The 18,272-nt window shown below is 40.6% G+C and carries 10 protein-coding genes; 9 read left to right on the top strand and 1 reads right to left on the bottom strand.

Annotated elements, in window-relative coordinates:
• Nucleotides 1–90: 90 nt before the first annotated feature.
• Nucleotides 91–702, top strand: a complete 612-nt coding sequence (locus tag DXC51_RS27620; RefSeq protein WP_021639276.1) for a spore maturation protein A — start codon at nt 91–93, stop codon at nt 700–702.
• Between the two features lie 488 nt (nt 703–1,190).
• Complete coding sequence (locus DXC51_RS27615) at nt 1,191–1,715, top strand: spore maturation protein (RefSeq protein ID WP_408608877.1); 525 nt, start codon at nt 1,191–1,193, stop codon at nt 1,713–1,715.
• 89 nt (nt 1,716–1,804) lie between these two features.
• Here the strand turns inward: DXC51_RS27615 and DXC51_RS27610 are convergent, their stop codons facing one another.
• Nucleotides 1,805–3,178 carry a sodium-dependent transporter gene (locus tag DXC51_RS27610; RefSeq protein WP_102287078.1) on the bottom strand — a complete coding sequence of 458 codons (1,374 nt, stop codon included), beginning with the start codon at nt 3,176–3,178 and terminating at the stop codon, nt 1,805–1,807.
• A gap of 211 nt (nt 3,179–3,389) precedes the next feature.
• On the opposite strand from DXC51_RS27610, the gene DXC51_RS27605 reads away from it, so the two are divergent.
• The 7 genes from DXC51_RS27605 (at nt 3,390) to DXC51_RS27575 (ending at nt 17,998) form a co-directional block, all read left to right on the top strand.
• Nucleotides 3,390–4,271: a prepilin-type N-terminal cleavage/methylation domain-containing protein gene (locus DXC51_RS27605; protein WP_117545879.1), complete on the top strand. Its 882-nt coding sequence runs from the start codon at nt 3,390–3,392 to the stop codon at nt 4,269–4,271.
• A gap of 28 nt (nt 4,272–4,299) precedes the next feature.
• Nucleotides 4,300–14,952 carry a type II secretion system protein gene (locus tag DXC51_RS27600; protein WP_117545866.1) on the top strand — a complete coding sequence of 3,551 codons (10,653 nt, stop codon included), beginning with the start codon at nt 4,300–4,302 and terminating at the stop codon, nt 14,950–14,952.
• Nucleotides 14,953–15,018: 66 nt separating this feature from the next.
• The gene (locus DXC51_RS27595) at nt 15,019–15,612 is read left to right on the top strand and encodes a hypothetical protein (RefSeq protein WP_117545865.1); all 594 of its coding nucleotides are present in this window, start codon (nt 15,019–15,021) and stop codon (nt 15,610–15,612) included.
• Between the two features lie 12 nt (nt 15,613–15,624).
• The gene (locus tag DXC51_RS27590) at nt 15,625–16,011 is read left to right on the top strand and encodes a type IV pilus modification PilV family protein (protein ID WP_117545864.1); all 387 of its coding nucleotides are present in this window, start codon (nt 15,625–15,627) and stop codon (nt 16,009–16,011) included.
• A gap of 50 nt (nt 16,012–16,061) precedes the next feature.
• A complete protein-coding gene (locus DXC51_RS27585; protein WP_117545863.1) occupies nt 16,062–16,766 on the top strand; it encodes a prepilin-type N-terminal cleavage/methylation domain-containing protein in 705 nt (234 codons plus the stop codon).
• Between the two features lie 293 nt (nt 16,767–17,059).
• Complete coding sequence (locus DXC51_RS27580) at nt 17,060–17,485, top strand: prepilin-type N-terminal cleavage/methylation domain-containing protein (RefSeq protein WP_181970220.1); 426 nt, start codon at nt 17,060–17,062, stop codon at nt 17,483–17,485.
• A gap of 69 nt (nt 17,486–17,554) precedes the next feature.
• Nucleotides 17,555–17,998, top strand: coding sequence for a hypothetical protein (locus tag DXC51_RS27575; RefSeq protein WP_117545861.1), 444 nt, complete (start codon nt 17,555–17,557; stop codon nt 17,996–17,998).
• Nucleotides 17,999–18,272 lie beyond the last annotated feature (274 nt).

Genomic DNA, 18,272 nt, shown 5'->3' with positions numbered 1-18,272 from the left:
TATGCAGGCATTTTTTATGCTTCGGGGAAATATAATGGTAGAAAAAAGGCGGCTGCCCGGACGGCGGACAGCTGCGAAAAAAGGGTTTATATGCTGAATTATATTTGGGCGGTTATGATTGCCATAGGGGTTATTTACGGGGCCCTGACGGGCAATATTGAGGCGGTGGCAAACGGGGCGCTGGAGTCCGCGGGTGAGGCGGTGCAGCTGTGTATTACCATGGTGGGCATTATGGCGCTTTGGGTGGGGCTAATGGAGATTGCCAAGAATTCAGGGCTGATTGCTTCCATGACAAGGGGGATTCAGCCGTTTGTCAGTTTTTTGTTTCCCAGGCTCCCTAAGAACCATGCGGCAAGGGAGTATATTTCCACCAACATTATTGCCAATATCCTGGGACTGGGCTGGGCCTGCACGCCTGCGGGCCTGAAGGCCATGGAGGAGCTGCAGAAGCTGAATGAGGAGGAGTGCAGGAAAACAGGGAAGTCGCCGCATACGGCGAGCAATGAAATGTGTTCCTTTCTTATTCTGAATATTTCATCCCTGCAGCTGATTCCGGTGTCGATTATAGCATACAGGAGCCAGTACGGGAGCGTGAACCCTACGGCGGTGATCATGCCGGGACTGATTGCCACTTTATTTTCTACGATAGTGGGGGTGATTTTTATTAAGGTGATGGACCGGGGGAGGAAGGGGAGCGGGTGATTCTGCTCAAATATTTTTCAGGGATTTCAGAACCTTTAGAATTCTGTCCTGCTCTTCCGGGGGAAACTGATATTTCCGGCGGGAATCCGGTTCAGATAGCTTAGTTCAGTGTGGAGTGATATGCCGGAGAGTATAATCCGGAATCTTTAGAAATTCATGCTGAAAGCTTATAAATATACAGATTATTTTAGAAATTAATAAAATTATAAAGTAAATTCTGAATATAATTTATAATATTTTAAAATATACTGAGAATTCTTCAAAAGAAATATTACGGTAAATGCAGATGACAGGTCTTTCATTAGTCTATAATAATATGATGTTTATTTACGATATAAGCAGGGGTTTCTGACATATAACCAAGGACTGGCTGGAAAGAGCAGACTGAAAACTGTTATAGGGGCAGCAGGCATAAAACATCGAATCATGAACAGGCCGGAGGTTGCATATATTGTTTAGAGAATGACTGCTGAGGTATGCCGTCTATGATGAATGCACTGGCGAATCTGTCAAATATTATTATTCCGGCGTTGATATTTTATATTGTGGCGTATGGAGTGATTCACCATACAAATGTATATGAAGATTTCATCAAAGGAGCGGAGGATGGCTTTAAGACGGTAATCCAGATCATGCCCACACTTATCGGGCTGATGATGGCGGTGGGGATCCTGCGGGCATCCGGGTTCCTGGAATTTTTCGGCGGGCTGCTCGGGAAGCTTACGGAGCCGATGGGGCTGCCTGCTCCTGTTGTGCCGCTGATTTTTATCAAACTATTTTCCTCTTCGGCTGCAACGGGACTGGTGCTGGATATTTTTAAAAATTATGGTACGGATTCTTACATAGGTATGATGACATCTATTCTGATGAGCTGCACGGAAACCTGTTTTTACACTATGAGTGTGTATTTTATGGCAGCAAAGGTTACGAAGACCAGATATACGCTGGCTGGTGCGCTGACGGCTACGGCGGCGGGAATCATTGCCAGTATTGTATTGGCAGGGATAATTTAAAAATAAGTTTTTCATTACAAAAGGAACAGGCTGCCCTGTTCCTTTTGTGATCTCAAATATAATAAACAAAATGATGTTTTAAGCAAATGCTATTTAACAAACTTCTGTACATAGCCCATGATAAAAATGAACAATACGATGGCGGGCAGGATGAAGCTTACATAAATACGCGACCACTGAGGGAACTTCACACCCTTGCCGGAATCGGCTTCCTTAATGAAGCTCTTCCAGCCCCAGCCATAGCGGCTGGTACAGAACAGCAGGTATCCCAGGCTTCCCAGGGGAAGCAGGTTATTGGAGACGATGAAATCCTCCAGATCCTGAATCGTGGAGCCTGCGCCCAGCGGAGCAATTGCGCTCCAGATATTGAAGCCGAAAACACAGGGCAGGGAGAGCAGCAGGATCGCAACGAAGTTGACCGCAACAGCTTTTTTCCTGGTCCATCCGAACAAATCGATGGAGAAGCTTAAAATATTTTCAAATACGGCTATGATGGTGGACAGGGCAGCGAAGCTCATGAAGATAAAGAACAGGGTGCCGAAAATGCGTCCGCCGGCCATCTGGTTAAAAATATTGGGCAGGGTTACGAACACCAGTCCGGGGCCTTCTCCGGGATTTACCTGGAAAGCGAAGCAGGCGGGGAAAATGATCAGCCCGGCCAGCAGGGCCACGATGGTGTCCAGCGTACAGATACGGATGGACTCGCCGGTAAGGGTGTGCTCCTTGGCAATATAGCTTCCGAAAATAGCCATGGCGCCGATGCCTAAGCTCAGGGTAAAAAATGCCTGTCCCATGGCAGCGAAGACAACCTCAAACAGGCCATATTCAGTTATTTTATGAAAGTCAGGTATCAGGTAAAAGCGCACACCTTCGGCTGCACCGGGCAGGGTAACGCTTCTGATACAAAGGATGATCAGGATAACAAACAGGGAGGCCATCATGAATTTGGTTACGCGTTCCACACCCTTCTGCAGGCCGAGGCTGCATACGAGGAAGCCGATGATTACCGTGACGATCATCCAGAAGGTCATGGAACCGGGCTGTCCGAGCATACCGTTAAAAACGCCGCCCACTTCATCCGGTGTGAGGCCGGTGAACTCCCCGCGTATCATTTTAATGACATAAGCGAGCATCCAGCCGCCTACGGTGGTATAGAACATCATGAGGAGATAATTGCCTGCAATGGCAAGAATGGCCATGAAATGCCATTTGCTTCCCTTTGGCTCCAATACGTGGAAGCTGCGGGCAGCGGATTTCTGGCTGGCACGGCCCACCGAAAATTCCATTACCATGATGGGAAGGCCGAGTATTACAAGAAAGACAAGATAGATGAGCACGAAGGCGGCTCCGCCGTATTTTCCGGTAATGTAGGGAAAACGCCATACGTTTCCCAGACCAACGGCACAACCGGCTGAAATGAGGATAAAGCCCAGCCGGGATGAGAACTTTTCTCTTTTTTCCATAAGTTAATTCCCCCTAGAAAATTGTGTGTACTTTAAACAGCATATAAGAGAAGGTGGGGGAAGTCAATAGGGAAAACGGAAGTAAAATTAAACATAAAGAAATGGGAATAAACAGCCAATTATCTTGTGGAAAATGACGGCATATGCTATGATTACAGAATATGATATGTCACAATACGTTAAAGTAATAAGGAATATCGCAGGCGATAACATGAAAGATAAAATAATAAAAGATTCATATGGTTTTACTCTTATTGAGATGATAGTCGTGATGATTATTATTGGAATTTTAGCGGCTATTATGGTTCCGTCTTTATTACATTATATAGATCGCAGTAAGGCGGATGAATGTGAAGTAAACCGGAAGGCGTTGGTTTTGCAGCTGGAAGGTGCAAGAGCACAGGATCCCGGAAAGACGATGTATGATATTGTGAATGAAAATGAAGCAAGCGGCGAAATTACGTGCCCGTCCGGTGGAAAATATGAGGCGGTGGATAATAATACTGTCAGGTGTACTATTCCGGAGCATGGAGAGAATGGGGTGTTAACTGATGAGAGTGAGCATGCTATGGGGGATGTTGAGGTTATAGTTCCGGAAATACCATCGACGGATTCTGTGGAGGAATCCGAAGAATCAGGGGATGATGATACGAAAGAGACTGGAAAAGAAGGAGAGTTGTGTTTTAAAGTTGGTGATGTTTGGTTCTCAAGTTTACTGGTAAGTTCTTTAGCAGAAAAAAATCAAGGTAAAAATAATTATCATTTCGAAAATAATACTGTTGTTACTGAAGATGGAAAAACTTTTTATTTTCAGGCAAATAATGATGGTTATATAAATTATCATAATAATGGTAAATATACAACTGTATTTGGAGGAATGACCAAAGTAAATTGTGATAATCTAATGATATTAGCCAATAATTTTGATAAAGAACATAACACTTTATATGAGACAATACATAAAGGGCAAGTAGTAATTGATAATAATAACTATTACATAGCAATACAAAATATTAATAAACAGGAACCCAATACTGCTAAAAATTTACAAAACACAAATAACTGGCGTCCATTGTCTTTATGTAGCGAATAATTTGTAAAATTAAAGAAGGAATATATCTATGATATTTACAAAAGATAAGAGAAGATTAAATACCCATGGCTTCACCCTAACAGAGGTAATAGTCACCATTGTCATTCTCGGCATATTATTGGGAACGACCATAACCGGCCTCATAACCTGGCAGCACCGCGCCATGTATAAGAAAAACAATGAGTATGCCCAGATAATATTTAATGCCGCCCAGTCAGCACTTTCCCACAGGGAGGCAGGAGGCAATCTGGAGGAACTGGAAAAGTATGTAAAGGGCGGAAGGGACGGCAGCGGCCAGGCTCAGGATTACAGTATTTCCTATCCGAGGGATCTTTATTATCTTGATATTACAATGGATGAAGCTTCTGATGAAGAGTTATTAAAACAAAATGAACTATATCAGCTAATCAAGAATTACATATATGATAAGGAAATATACAATGCGGCTATTCGTCTGGAATTTGCACCATCAGACGGAACTGTTTATGCCGTCAGCTATACGGACCGTGTTAACAAGTTTGAATATTCACAGGCGGATGGTTCCGATGGAAGGACGATGGGAATCAACAAGGACGTTCGTAGTGATGAGGGAAGAAGAAAAAAACAGTTTTTAGGCTATTATGATACAGAACTATCAGAGGAGGCGCCTCCGGGAACCTATGGAAAGCCTACAATTCGAAAAGCTGAACTTTTGAACGAAGAAGCATTGATATTAAAATTTTCCCTGGCAGCACAGAATCAGCCATTTTGGAGCAAATATACCTATTTAATAGAATTATATGATGATAATGATCAAAGAAGGATTGCATTTACTTTAAAAGCCGATGATTTTGCAGACAGTGATTTAAGTGCTGGAATTATGCATCAGAGTCACGTTGACATTTATAAATATAAAAATACTGCGGATAAGACCGGTGAGAAAATACCTGATTGTCCAATTGAGCTGATGATGAACAGTGCAGGGGAATTCAATATCGTTCTGGATGGCGTGGATTATGGGGCAGTTGAGGCATTTGACTCAATACTGATGCTGGAAGGCGGGAATACCGTCGATGGAAAGCAGTATAAGAATACCTATAGTTTCATGCGCTTTACTACAGAAAAAGATACCGAAGGAGGAATTCCTGTTGATACTAAAAAGGTGTATGCGAAGGTTTCGGCATCTACTAAAAGCTACGTAGGAAGACAAACGGCATCCAATAAAGAAAATCCTTTTATGGATGAAGTGAAAGGGACATCCTCGTCGCCTGAATATGTTATCAGGAATGCAAGGCATCTATATAATATTCGTTTTATGGAGGCGCTGAATTATGATTCCGCGCAACCGGCATCAGCGGTTAAATATACCCAGAAGCAGAATGTTATATGGGGCGGAAATGATGGTTTGGTAGCCGATGGCTTCCTTTTTGATACTGATTCAGTAATAAGCGGCAGTAAGACATCAGCAGTTCTTGAACCGGATGCTCCCTATTATATACCAGGTGCAGGCACAACTTCCCAATCCCCTGGACCGAATACAGAATATGCCCATTTTCCGGCAATCCCCAAGCTTGGTGATAATAGTACCCTTTCGGCGAAAGCTATGCTTGGCGGGAGCTATCATGTCAAAATGCTCACACTGAGGGAAACTAAGGCAGCCGCATTAAATGATATAACGCAGATAGAAAACTATGCATTAGGTCTCTTCAAGATAAATGAAGGGACTATTTGTGATATGATTTTTACGGATATAAGGGCTGATGGAAAAAACTTTGTCGGGGCTGTATGCGGTCTGAACAGAGGAATGTTATCTGACATTTCTGTTGAAGCGGATGTATATACCTCGACAGATGTTTCCTCAAGAAACTATGTGCAGGGGGTAAAGTGTGTAGGCGGCATTGCGGGAAGTGATATGCTCATACGGGATAAAGATGATGGTACAACTGCTGAACTGCGGGCACTTAAAACAGACTATCAGAGTCTGGATAATGAGGCTGATGTATCAGGCGCTGTATATCTTGGAGGGATTGTAGGAGCAAGTAATACAGATACTGAGGACAGTGAAAGTGTTAAATACGGAATTAAGAAATGCACGAACAATGGTAAGGTTTATGCACGTAAAATACAGGGAGTTAAGATCGAGGACAGCTGTTACATTGGAGGTATTGTAGGATACAAAGAAGGTGGGGTTATACAGGAATGCAATTCTTCTATGGGTACGGAAACCATTGCCGATTTTCTGGAATTGCAAAATGACTTTGCAGAGACGGAATATATTGGTGACTATGCAGGGGGCATTGTTGGATATTGTACCGGAGGAAGCAAAATCATTAACTGCAATACGTTAAGCGGAATTATTACAGGAAAGAATTTTGTTGGTGGAATAGTAGGTGCGCAGGAGATATCAGCTGAAAAACCTGAAAACATTTTGGATGGTAATTCCGGTGGATTGTTTTCGAAAAACTGTAGTAATGGGGCAATCGTAATAGGAAGCAAATATGTGGGAGGCATCGCCGGCAGTAACGGAGTAATTGAAAATAATGAGGTGGTACATAAAAAGTCAGACGGTCTTATTATAAAGAATTGGCAGAATAAAGGAATTGTTCTGGCAACAACTGGCTATGGCGGTGGAATTACAGGAGCAAATGCAGGCAGTTTGATAAATTGCAGCGTTTTTCTTGACATATCTTCAGTGAATGGTGAACAGATACTGGAGAAAATGAAAGAATTTCAAATTTATGATACAAACCGCAGCAAATATAAGTTTACCGGAGGCCTGGCAGGATATAACTGCGGAAACATCAGTGCGGAACAGATGGAAGAAGTTTACGCATTATTAGCAGGTTGCTATTATGTAGGGGGGTTGGTTGGCTATAATGATGTGGGGGCTGAGTTAGATATTGATCACTACTCACTTCAGGGAGGATATATAGAAGGAGATGCGTTTGTAGGTGGTGCAATTGGGTGTAATGCATCTGAAAGTATTTTTGGAAGTACGGAAGCTGAGGCAATGACATTCAATTTATCTCCCAATAAGGTTCAGGGAATGTGGTATGTGGGCGGTGCAATTGGAGGTAATATCGTTGCGCCTTCAGGAAATATTTATCTGCAATGTAATGTGGATAATATTTTCGGAACGGTAAGTGCTTCCTGTGGACTTAATAATAATTGTGGTTATGCTGGTGGATTTGTGGGATATAACAGGCTGGTTAAAAAAGAGTATTCCAGCCAGATAATAACGGAAGCCGACAGATTATGCGAACTGGCGGTTGAAACTGTTTATATGTTAGGGGCAAATAATCAGATGACCCCTGATTCGCCGCCTCCGGAAAGCGAAGAGGCCAATCAAGGGCCTGGAGATGAGGAAAGACTTAAAAAATATTTTGAAGAATTTGAGAAGTCGGATATAGCATCGGCAGGGATATATAAAGACGATCCGGCTTTATATATCGTTGACAGTACAAACAGCGCTTATAGTAAATCTGGTATAAATCAGGGAAAAGGTTCCCGGATTAATAATCTGTCTGAAGTAACTGGCGGCGTTATGGTTGGCGGTATTGTCGGAGGGAACGATTCCCAGACAAAATTAACGATTAGATATGCAGTTAATATGGCCAGAATAAGTTCAAATAACAGTATTGGGAGTGAGGACAGGACTTGTCTGTCCGTTGGGGAAAATAAGTATATCCCTGCTTCAATAAATTTGGACAAAGATAAAAATTATATAATAAAGGGAGAAACGGTCAGGTATTCCTATACAGGAGGAATTATCGGCCTTGTAAATGAGGGTGTTGTTCTGGATAGCTGTTATAATTCAGGAGATATCAACCTTCTTGGGGATGCTACTTATAAAGGTGCCCTGGCGGAAATTAACGAAGGGACGATTCTCAACTGTGAAGCGCAGAGCTTTGGGGATAATTCGTCTGTATATATTGGAGGAATTACAGGACGCAATGCAGAAACAGGGAAAATATATAATTGTTCAACTGCTGGAATAATTTCAGGTAAAGCGGCAGTTGGAGGAATTGCTGCGGAAAATTATGGGAGAATAGGGCTTACAGATGAGAATAATAATGGTGGGAAGCATAAAATTGCGGCCCGCATAAATGCCGAGGAGATCTGTGCAGGTGGTGTGGCCGGCTTTAATACGGGGATAATCGATGGATTTCTTCTGACGGAATCTGTTACAGGTACAGCGTCCTATATCGGAGGTATTACGGGAATTAATTATGGGACGGTTAGAAATGTGGGAATGGAAGGAAAGGGAATCTCTGTATCCGGTAAAAGTTATGCAGGCGGGTACATAGGCTATATGAGAAACCTCACTTCCAACCCGGTGGTGTTCGGGGGAACAGAGAATGAACCGCTTCTGGGACTTGCAGAGGTAACTGTAACAGGAGAACAAACAAGAAATGATTATGTAGGTAATGCGGGAGGTTTGATTGGATATATTGACAATCGGGAAGATGATAAGGGGATAGAAATACAGTACTGTAAGGTTACAAACAAAGTTACGGCTATACTTGGAAATGCAGGCGGAATAACGGCTTATAATGATTCTGTTATCCAAATGTGCAATATGTCCGGAACTGTGGAAAGCAACAGAGGGATCAGCGGAGGCATTACAGCTGTAAATGGCGAAAAAGCGGGCATATATGGATGTGTGACAGAACATGAGAACGACAAAACAACTATAGTAACAGGAACCGAAAGCGCAGGCGGAATTGCAGGTGAAAATAATGGCAGAATATCATCATGCATTGTAAAGCCGGCAATAAGGATTCAAAACCTTTCTTCCGTGTCCGGGGAGGCTTATTTGGGCGGCATTACAGGGAAGAATGGAAAAACGGGAATTATTGGCGATACGGATCAATATGGCTGCTGGGTAGGAGATAATTCCTCCCCGGTTGATTTGTATGCATATACTTCCAACTGCCGTGTAGGCGGAATTGCAGGGGAAAACAGTGGAAAAATATATGGATATGGAAAGAGTAACGATCAGAAAACAGACAGAATTATATATATTCGGACACATTGTGGAAGTGACAGTGTAACCGGATGGTTCGGCGGAGCTGTCGGAATCAATATATCCGCAAGTATTTTGAAAGGTGTTCAGTGTGTCGGTTATATAGAAGGCTATAATGGTTCTTCAGGAGGCTTCGGAGGAATTGCGGGGCAGAATGAGTCAGAAATCTCGGAATGTACCTTTAACGGTATTATAAGAGCCCAGGGCGCTTCCAATGATTTTGTAAGCGTCGGGGGGATCGCGGGCAAAAATACATCGGAAGGAATGATTAAAGAATGTCTTGTTGGGGTAAAAAACCGAAAGATACCCGAGTGGGCTCGTAAGGAGAGCGGTTTAAATACAGGTGAGGATACAACGGTAGTCAGTGCTCTAAAGGGGAAAGAATCCTGTGGGTATGTTGGAGGTATTGCAGGTAAAAATGATGGCACTGTCAGCGATATAAAATGTAAGGATGCTACCGACAAAGTGGAGATCCAGACAGGAAAAGGCCATATTGGTGGTATCATAGGTTATCATACTGCTTCAGGAAGAGTCAGTAATGTAGAAAATGGTTCCGGCTGGTCTGTCACAGCAAACAGTTCTCAGACGGATGACGCAGCAGGCGGAATCATAGGGTTAAGTGCAAGTGATTATGATGCTTCCGGTCTTACAAATTATGCTGCCGTTACGAAGGTAGTGAATAATAGTAATGCAGTCGGTGGTATTATAGGACGTCTGGAAAATCGGAACTCTTCCACAAGGGTTATTTCAAGCTGCACAAATTATGGAAAAATTACAGGAAAAGAGAGAGTTGCGGGGATTATTGGTAACTGGAAATATAAGGGGGGAACCCTGAAAGAATGTGTGAACTATGGAGAAGTAAATATTCAGAGTCAGCTTGGGGCAGGAATTGTAGGCTATCTTTACCTGATTAACAGCGGCGAAACGGTTCAGATTATGAATAGCAATAATTATGGAAACATAATTGGTGGTTCGGTATGTGGAGGAATCTTATCTGGTATTGGAGGAGATACGGTACCTGTGAAGGTTAGCCTTATTCAATGTGTTAATACGGGTATTATCGGTGGAAGCGGTACTCTGGGTGGTATTTGTGCAAGACAAACCAAATGTACCTTTGAACTTAACGGTTGCCGAAATTATGGTTCTGCTAAAAATGGAGCTCAGGTAAGTGGCATTCTTGCAGCAAGTGAAAAAGCAGAGAAGGCGATATTGCAAAACTGTTATGGGGTAGCAATGCTACCGATTCCTATCACGATAAGTCCTATCAGTAACAACTCTTATGATAATTATTTTTTTACTGATAATGGAGAATTAGTAGAAACTTCGCCGATTATGATGGAGGCTTCAATAAATAAATCAGTCGATAATAATGAATTAATGCCTTTTTTCCTAACGGACTTTAATAATGGAACAAGGTTCTTAGTAAAGACGGATTTTAACAGCAAATCAGGTAACGAAATCACACTGAAATTTAAGAAGGATAATCAATATGTAGCATTAAATACGAAGTATATGCAAATAGCTTGGTATATTCCCAGTAAAAGGACATATTCTTTTGAGGTATCCTTAAAGTATGAGGGAGAGAATGAATTTATAAAGCTGGGAAAAGAAGAGGATGGAAAAATCTTACCTTATACCTGGAGTGGGTCCTTCAAGGATTTTTCAGATCTAAACGGACCAAATCTTCTGGATGATAATGAACTTAATAAGGTTGAGAAGGTGGAATTTAGAGATGCAGAGAACTTTAATTCAACTCGGGAAATAGCAGAAATTAAAATTGAACTAACAGGAGGGAGTAATTATTTTTCTATATGGGATATTTATGTGGAAGGTATTACACGGCAAAAACAGAGGGGCGGAAGCGGCACCGCTTTGCAGGTAAAAGAAGAAAATGGAAAATATAATGCCTATCGTGGAAATGATACATATATTGAAAAACTGAATGAAAACCCGTGTTTATGGCCTGGTACTGGGTTTGAATTATATACAAAAATTGACCCTCAGCTGAAGCAGGGAGGAATTCCAACTGGTAAATTAACTAAGCCGAATGTACATGAAATAAATAATGTTATAAATCCGTGCCCGATAGCTTGGGATAAAGTAGTTAATGCAAGCAGATACGATGTAGAGGTACAATTGTTCGAATCGGCAACATCTGAAACTGCAATTCCTGATATAGGGTATACGGTCAGTGTTCCTGCCTCAGAATCGCCAAAAGTACAGATCCCAATTTCAAGTGATTGGGGTGGAAAATATATGCAGGTATTTGTAAAAGCAATCAGTTATTATCCATCGGAAATGGGATATGATTCTTCTCCAGGCTATAGTAATAAAGTTTTTGTAATGGCGCCTTTGCCAACGCCAGAAGCCCATCTGGAATTTATGCTGGATACGGACGGAATAGGATTTTATGCGCTTTGTCTGGATAATATTGATGAATATATTGATCAAGATGGAAAGTTCTATCCTGCTCAAATAAAAGTAAGTTCCCAAATGGGCATTGGCCAGGAAGGGACTATATTGAATTTGTCAGACTTTGACAGGGATACCGGAAAAGCTAAGACAAAGATAGCGATTAGTAACACTAAAACAGCTGATACTGTCTGGTTTCAGGCATTGACTGCAGATAAGACGGCTTTCTTGGACTCTGATGTTATGACAATACAGACTTCTTTATTTACTGCGGCTTACATAAACACAACTACATTGGCAGAACCTTATTTTGAGTACGAAAAAGATGCTTCTGGAAAATCCCAGTATATTACGGGTACAAAGGAGGATGATTTTGGATATAGCGTAAAGCTTATACTGAAAAAGAATGAAAGTGAAACTTATTGGCGTTCAGAAGTTCTTTTGTTTGATGAGAATGTTGGAATGGACGTTGTAGTAGCGTCGGGAGAAAATCGTGTATCGGTGGATACTGTAGTTTCATTAACAGATTTTCCGTTGGGACTATCGGAAAAATTCTTGCATAGTATGGATGATAATACAAAGTTAACTGTTAGAAGCTACCTCTGGGCTACACAGGGCTATTGCGTTCGCTATGGTTCTGCAAAAGCATTAAATAATGAGCCAATACTCAAAGAGGAACTTAACGATGCTTCTTTCCCAACGGTATTTGATGCTCAGGGAAAACTGAAAAATGGTTACTTCATCGAACTGGTAAATTCCGATGGCGAAGACTCGCTTTATAATATTCGTTACAGTACCATATTGGAGGATCATCTTAATTCATTGCCGAAATACGGAGCACAATATGGCGAAAAGATTATTACAGTAAAAGAATTGAAGGATAAAGATAAGTGGCAGCCTTCTCCAAAGTTGGAAGAGACGTATGAAATAGATAACAATACATGTATCTTTACTTGGGACAAGGGTGAAAACTACACCAAAGCACAATATAAGGTAATCCTGACAGGGACAAGTCCTGATGGAACTCTGAAGGAAATTTATCCGGCAGGTAAAGCCTCCGTTATTCAAGATAATAAAATTGAATTGGATTGCAGCAACTGGAATTATAAAAACCTTAAGCTTCAGGTAACGCGGATTGGAACGACAAAGAATCCAGGGAATGGTATGCAGATAGCGGATAAGCTTTGCAGTTACAGTGAGAAAGATTATAAAATGTTATTAAAGCTGCCTCAAATAACACAGCCTGATACGCCGTCGCTTTCAGAGAATAACAGGGATAATCTGAACTATGATATATCCTGGAAAGGCATAACTGACAGCGGGCAGCAAAAGGATTTGAAGGAATATCTGATATATGCGGATGTTTTATGGGAAAGTAACCCTGGATTGACGGAGGAAAATAAAACAGAACTTCAGGAGTCCCTTAAAGTGTTTGGAGAGGAAAATCTGACAGAGCTGACCGAAGAAGATGGATCAAAAAGAGGAATCAGAATACTGCTCGGCAGAAAATTAAAAGAAGATGGTGATACAGTTTTATCAGGCTGTAATCTTGAGGAACTGCATGGGCTGAAGATAGAGATTCACGTTAAAGCTATCGCACTTGCCTCGGATGATGCAGTTTATACAGATTCGGATGAAGGGGTACATCGGTCTTTCCAGGTACCTGAGCGTATGGTTCTTCCAGAAGATATTTCATTTGAGCTGTTCTATGAAGGAACGGAGGCAAAGCTTGGGGAACAGGATATCTTAACCGTAGCTGAATTCAGCAAATTGAATTTAACAGGTATCGTAAAAAGTGAGGTGGAAAACCTAAGAGGTTCCTATAAATTTGAAGCTGCTGTATATGATGGAACAGTGGAGACAGATGCCGGGCAGAAAGAACTGATTATCAAGAAGGATGGAAAATATACAGTTAATGAAGAGTTCCTTGAGAACGGAAGCATTACTGCTGCTCCGATTTGTCCTGAAAATATATTAGTAGATACGCCCAATGGTACAATGAATTCTTCGTCCCTGCGGCTTGACTCTGTAAGAATGAAAAACTGGATGGAGGAAAAACCGGGTGATTTATCCGGAAAGTACCTGATTATCCGTTTCAGGGGAGTTGAGAGCAGCAGTATAAGTTCCGTATGGTCAGAGTACTATGTACAAAAACTTCCTCAGTTACGTCTTGAAATGCCTCAAATTGAGGTGGTAACAAAGGAAGAAACGATCGGGGTCTATTCACTGGAGCGTCAGGTACTGAAATGGAACTGCAGTGAGGATACGCACATATCGGGATTCGATATCTTTTTAAGAGACTTGATATCTCCGGAAGAGGATGGGGTATATCTTGATGTTGAAGTAACCACAGAGCCTGAGCAGCCGCCTGCAGTTCAGGTTATTATGAAAAATAAGGAAAAGGAGAAGAAAGTTACAGTATCCGGTACAGAGAACGATGGAAATATTGTCTATACCTGTAAACTGTCTGACTGGTCGGATAATAAGTACAAATATGTATTTTATGCGCCCTGGGATTCAGCGGTAAAACGGAATATGGAGCCTGAATTGGAAATTGTTGCAAAGCCGGTGAATGATGGTGCAGCTTACACTTATACATATAATTTAGTGCTGCCGGATATCAGTGCTCTTCAGTATAAGACAGAGAATAGCCGATATTTATATACTGCAGATATTGTAATTCGTGCGAAAGCAGCATCCTCGGAGAAACAGTTTACATCGTCATTTGACAGAATATGGGGAAGAATTATAAAGGATGATGATGAAACAACGATAGATATGGATATATTTGATAATCCTGATAATTTAAGCCTGAGTGAACTTGTATCTGCACGCAGACCCGGATACCAGATTATCAAAACAGAAAATATCCCATGGATTATCGGAAAGTCCGGTGACTCCACGAAGTCTGCGGTAAACTCTGTTTCAGGAAATTCTGTATCCGGTAACAGCATATCCGGAAATACAATTGATGAAAAAGAAGCTGCAGAGGAGAGTAAAACGGAAAAGCCTTCTGAAGATGGGAAGAAAGACGAGAGCGGTACTGGTGAGCCGGAGAGTGAAACAACCGAGAGCGGTACCGGAGAGACGGAAAGTGAAACAACTGGGAGCCCGGATGAAACAGGGACAGAGGATAACAGCACGAAAACAGATATAGAAACAGAAGAAAAGAATGAAAGCACAACTGGCAGTGAAACTCAAAGCCACAAGTTGGAGGAAACTGTTTCAATGCATACGTCGGCTGAACCTTATGAAACACCATAAAACACAGGGAGACTTCTCCCGTGTACATATTAACACATGTATTTGTAATAAAGGAAGGAGGGAGCCATGAGAAAAAAGATAAGCTATATACTAGAAAAGAGACAGGGACAGACGATGATACTCGTAATCGGAATTATGTTTTTATTCATGGCTCTTTCTCTTACCATACTGCTTTCGGCATCTGCTATGATGGGCTCCACAAGACAAAATGCCATAAGTACCAGATGCAGGATGGCAGCATCGACCTTTAGCCAGATATTGGGAGAAGAAATAAGAAAAGAAAAGTGGACTGAAGACAGCTTAGCCTATATGATGGCAGGCATGATAAAAGAGGATTGTGAAAATGCGGGCACGTTTCAGTATTGTGCCGATGTGCAGGAAAAAAGAGTATCCTGGGTATATACTCCAATGACCTCTGGAAAGCCGGTAGGTGAGGTACTCAACGGTTATGATATAGAAGTCAGATTTTACTGGGGAAATATGAATAAGAAACTGGAAGATATCCAGACCGCGATTATGAATGGAGAAACAGACAGTGATAAATTCAGTGACCTGTTTCTTTATACGGAGGTTACTTGCAGTAGAGGAAAAGAAAGCTGGAAAGTGAAACAGCAGTATCAGATTATAGTGAATGCTGATAATGAATGGTTATTTCAATAAGGGGTGTTTGGCATGAAGAAGATATTGCATGAAAACAGGGGATCCTCGATCATATCCGTAATGGTTTCTTTTATGATTTTGATGCTGGGTATACTGATGGTTTCAACTTCTGTAACGGCGGCTCTGAAAGTATCGGAACAGGCAATTGAAAACCGGACAGTCACAGAATCAGCGCTTGAAGCATACTATAGTAACCCGGCGGATGGTTCTAAACCAATTATGCAGCATTTTACTCTTGTTCCGCAGAAAAGCGTGGATCAGGACGGCGATATTGTTTCAGGGATTGATGGAAAGCAGTTTGAGATAAAAGGACCGGTGGGATATCAGTTTGATTTTACTTATAGCAAGCTCAGGGAAAATAAATACTCCTTTTATTATTTTGCGGAATACAAGCCGTAGCAGAATAAAGGCTATTTGTGACAGATCGAGACAGTGGCCTGGGAGCGAGTTTGGTAGAGACTTTCAAATTGCTGATTGATGCAGTACCGCAGACAAGCTGTGATATGCAGGAGTGGAATATAAAAGTGAAGAATGAAAAAGGATATACATTAATTGAATTAATCGTAACCTTTGTTTTAATAGGAATTTTTATGCTGTCGGCCACTGCGGTTACAAGTGCTTTTATGAGAGTGCATTTGAAAGTGACTAGCGCTTCAAAGGGACAGACGGTGGCGGATACAATTCTGGAAAAGATAAATGGGGAGATTTCACAGGCGCAGAGGGAATACCTGCCTGATACTGAAACAGAGAATATCAATTATAGTGTTTTAATTGAACATGGCCCGGAAAACGGAGATGAAGGAAGAAAGGACCGCATAAAATATATAAATAAAGATGGAATTGTGGTTCAATGCGGACTGATAGAGGATGTGGCCTCGGACAAAACAAAAGAAAAGGCAGCAGCCGGGAATCTGGATAATGAAATGTTAGTTTTCCATTATAACGCTGTTGACGAAGAAGATATTGTGGACTGGTATTATGGAAGCCCTACCTACATGGGAATGAAAATTTCCCAGCTTCAATTTGATTTGGTGGGAGACAATGCGATAAAGGTAACTGTTACTTTATATAATAAAAAGACAGGATACCGATTTACAACATTCAAAATGGTAGAATGCTATAATCTGCGAAATGGTGATATTGTCGAAAAGTAATAAAAACAGCGGAATTTGTTGACAAAGAGTTATGAAAAGACTATATTTAGTAAAAAGGTAATATTCTTGTAATAACAGATATATAAAGTTATATTATGTAATTTATGTTCGGCAGATTATATAATATTTAATTTTATATTTGTGAAATGCAGGAATGTCTCTTCTGTATTGGGAATTGAGAAGAGCAGGAATTAAAAATTCAGGTAAAGGAGCGGAGCGGGAGTAGGGAGTTGTAACTGTTAATTATACTATTGAGATGGTTTCATAGTATTATGTTTAGAAAGGATCTTGAAATGAAATTATTACAAAATTTGAAAAAAGATAAAAAAGGGTTTACCTTGATTGAGATGATTGTTGTTATAGTAATTATTGGTATTTTGCTTGCGATTCTTGTACCAGGTATGTTTAAATATATTGAACGAGCAAAGAATAAACAAATAGAAGTAAATGCAAGAAATGCATATATAACAGCACAAATATTGATTGCAGATGAATATAGTAAAAAAACTCCAGCCTATAGTGCAGTAACAGGTGATGCTATTAGAGATCAAAGTGAGGTTGATGGTAAGATTGGAATGGTTTTTAAGGATAGCAATGGCAAGATTACTAGTTTTAAATATTGTGAAAGTGGGAAGGTAGCTACTTTGGATATTGACAATGAGGTTTGGTCCGTTTCTACTGATGGTGTTTTTACAGAAGACTCTATTAGCCACTCATAATAATTAATCAGTTTGCATTTTTAAGATAGTTCGGATTGATATTTACAAATAGAATTTACATAAGAAGTTATGATTAATGGTGAAGTGGTGAAAAATGTCGTAAAAAAATTATTGATAAGATTTATGATAATTCTGTTTTTTTTGTTCATGTGGATAATAGGATTATTGTCTTATAAAAATTCCTTAGATGCGGAACATATGTTCAGAACTGCCAAAAATATTCAATTATCAATGCGTCTTCTTTCTATTCAATATTATGGTGAAAATCGTAATTTATATGCTCCTAATAATGAATTTGGTATGGAAGAGGACACACTTAAAGAGATAAAGTCGCTTTCTGATGCAGATGGGGAGATTACACTGATATCATGGAATTATCAGAAATCAGTTCCTGCAAAGTTTATATATGAAACAGATTCTTATTTAGTATTTTATGAGTATAACAGTAATAATGATGAATTAGAATGGAAGGTATGTAGAATACACCCAGTGATAGAAAGAGGATTTCATTAAATATTAAATAAATATATATGGTATTCTGCCCGGCGTAGGCCGGGCAGAATTTATATAAAATATCAATTGTAACTAATAAAAGATAATCATTTTTATATTTTATCTTGTTAGACTAATTCAAATAATAGGTCACATAATTGATAAATACAGTTGAAAATATTAGCACAATACATTTAAAATAAGGTAGTTTATTATTGGAGAGAGGCTTTATTTTGGGTATACTGAGACTGTCTATATAACTGTGTATTGTAGTAAATTGGTATGTACCCGGTTT

This window comes from Eisenbergiella massiliensis (assembly GCF_003435485.1).
This window is presented reverse-complemented; position numbering and strand designations above follow the sequence as displayed.

What these genes read in the sequence shown, in the direction of transcription:
- DXC51_RS27620 (WP_021639276.1), top strand. Translation starts at nt 91, where the DNA reads ATGCTGAATTATATTTGGGCGGTTATGATTGCCATAGGGGTTATTTAC.
- DXC51_RS27615 (WP_408608877.1), top strand. Translation starts at nt 1,191, where the DNA reads ATGAATGCACTGGCGAATCTGTCAAATATTATTATTCCGGCGTTGATA.
- DXC51_RS27610 (WP_102287078.1), bottom strand. Translation starts at nt 3,178, where the DNA reads ATGGAAAAAAGAGAAAAGTTCTCATCCCGGCTGGGCTTTATCCTCATT.
- DXC51_RS27605 (WP_117545879.1), top strand. Translation starts at nt 3,390, where the DNA reads ATGAAAGATAAAATAATAAAAGATTCATATGGTTTTACTCTTATTGAG.
- DXC51_RS27600 (WP_117545866.1), top strand. Translation starts at nt 4,300, where the DNA reads ATGATATTTACAAAAGATAAGAGAAGATTAAATACCCATGGCTTCACC.
- DXC51_RS27595 (WP_117545865.1), top strand. Translation starts at nt 15,019, where the DNA reads ATGAGAAAAAAGATAAGCTATATACTAGAAAAGAGACAGGGACAGACG.
- DXC51_RS27590 (WP_117545864.1), top strand. Translation starts at nt 15,625, where the DNA reads ATGAAGAAGATATTGCATGAAAACAGGGGATCCTCGATCATATCCGTA.
- DXC51_RS27580 (WP_181970220.1), top strand. Translation starts at nt 17,060, where the DNA reads ATGAAATTATTACAAAATTTGAAAAAAGATAAAAAAGGGTTTACCTTG.
- DXC51_RS27575 (WP_117545861.1), top strand. Translation starts at nt 17,555, where the DNA reads ATGATTAATGGTGAAGTGGTGAAAAATGTCGTAAAAAAATTATTGATA.